The sequence below is a fragment of the Halorubrum sp. AD140 genome (genome assembly GCF_034497445.1).
GTDB lineage: Archaea > Halobacteriota > Halobacteria > Halobacteriales > Haloferacaceae > Halorubrum.
Window position 1 is genome coordinate 1 of sequence record NZ_JAXRUU010000176.1, and the last position, 1,506, is coordinate 1,506.

General features: G+C 71.6%; 2 protein-coding genes. Both read left to right on the top strand.

What is annotated here, in order from left to right; genetic code table 11:
• Positions 1 to 50 precede the first annotated feature (50 nt).
• Positions 51 to 848, top strand: coding sequence for a diphthine synthase (gene dph5 / locus U4E84_RS17130; protein ID WP_322533309.1), 798 nt, complete (start codon positions 51 to 53; stop codon positions 846 to 848).
• Positions 849 to 955: 107 nt separating this feature from the next.
• Positions 956 to 1,342, top strand: a complete 387-nt coding sequence (locus tag U4E84_RS17135) for a CBS domain-containing protein (RefSeq protein WP_322533310.1) — start codon at positions 956 to 958, stop codon at positions 1,340 to 1,342.
• Positions 1,343 to 1,506 lie beyond the last annotated feature (164 nt).

A 1,506-nucleotide genomic window follows, 5' to 3' on the forward strand; every position in this document is an offset into this window, starting at 1 on the left:
GGGCGGGCGGGGTCCGCGCCATTTTACTGCGCCGCGCGCCGAGCGCTCGCATGCTCACGTTCATCGGACTCGGCCTCTACGACGAGCGCTCCGTCACCGTGGAGGGGCGCGAGGCGCTGCGCGAGGCCGACCGCGTCTTCGCGGAGTTCTACACCAGCCGGCTGGTCGGCGCCGACGTCGCCGACTTAGAGGCGTACCACGACATCGAGCTCGAGGTCCGGTCGCGCGAGGGCGTCGAGCGGGACCCGGAGCCGATCCTCGAGGCGGCCGAGACCGGCGACGCCGCGTTCTGTACCGCCGGCGACACGATGATCTCGACCACCCACACCGACCTCCGGCTCCGCGCCGAGGAGCGCGGGGTCGACACGCGCGTGGTCCACGGCGTGACCGCGCAGTCGGCGGCCTCGAGCCTGACGGGCCTCCAAAACTACCGGTTCGGGAAGGCGACGACGCTCCCGTTCCCGTACGCGCACGGCGGCGACGACGTGCCCGCGAGCGTTATCGAGACGATCGACGCGAACCGGGAGCGCGGGCTCCACACCGCCGTCTACCTCGATATCAAGGTCGGCACGGGGCCGACCGGCCCCGACCCCGATCACGAGGAGTACATGACCGCGGACGTCGCCGCGGGCCTGCTCGCCGACAGCCTGGGCGACGAACTCGCGGTCGTCGCCGCCCGCGCCGGCTCCCCCGACGCGGTCGTGGCGGCCGACCGGCTGAGCGCGCTCGCCGACCGCGAGTTCGGCGACCCGCTCCACCTGCTCGTGATCCCCGGCGACCTCCACCACGTCGAGGCGGACGCCCTCGTCGGCCTCGCCGGCGCCCCGGAGTCGCTCGTCGAGGAGTGACTCCCTGCCGGTCCGATCCCGCGCGGTCGGCGACAGCGCGGGCCGGACCCGCGGTGTTCTCCGACCGACCGCACGTTTGAATACCGTGCCGCGCGTTACCACGAGGCATGAATGACGTACCCGTCGGCCGGCTCATGTCGACCGACCTCACGACGATCGAACGCGGGGCCGCCGCGGACGAGGCGGCCAAGCAGATGCGCGAGACCGGGGTCAACTCGATCCTCGTCGTCGAGCCCGACGGGACGCTGGCCGGCCTGATCACCGCGACGGACTTCGTCGCGCTCGTCCGCGACAACGACCCCAAGGACCGGACGCCGGTCGAGGCGTTCATGACCACCGACGTCGTCACGGTCGGCCGCGACGACACAGTCGCCGAGCTGGCGGAGCCGACCGCGCACGGCTACACCCACCTCCCGGTGACCGACGACGAGGGCAGGCCGATCGGAATGGTGTCGACGACGGACCTCACCGCGCACCTTTCGAGGGCGCGGTGACGGACCGATCGGGTTCTGAGGCCGGTCGAGCCCCGGGTCCGGTCGAGCCCCGGGTCCGGTTGCGTTCCCAACGGGCCGGACCCGAGGCTAGCTCGCCCTCGGTTGTGCGTTCCGGAAGAGTAATGACACACAATAACACACATCGAGATATGGATCTCGACGAC

What these genes read in the sequence shown, in the direction of transcription:
- dph5 (WP_322533309.1), top strand. Translation starts at nt 51, where the DNA reads ATGCTCACGTTCATCGGACTCGGCCTCTACGACGAGCGCTCCGTCACC.
- U4E84_RS17135 (WP_322533310.1), top strand. Translation starts at nt 956, where the DNA reads ATGAATGACGTACCCGTCGGCCGGCTCATGTCGACCGACCTCACGACG.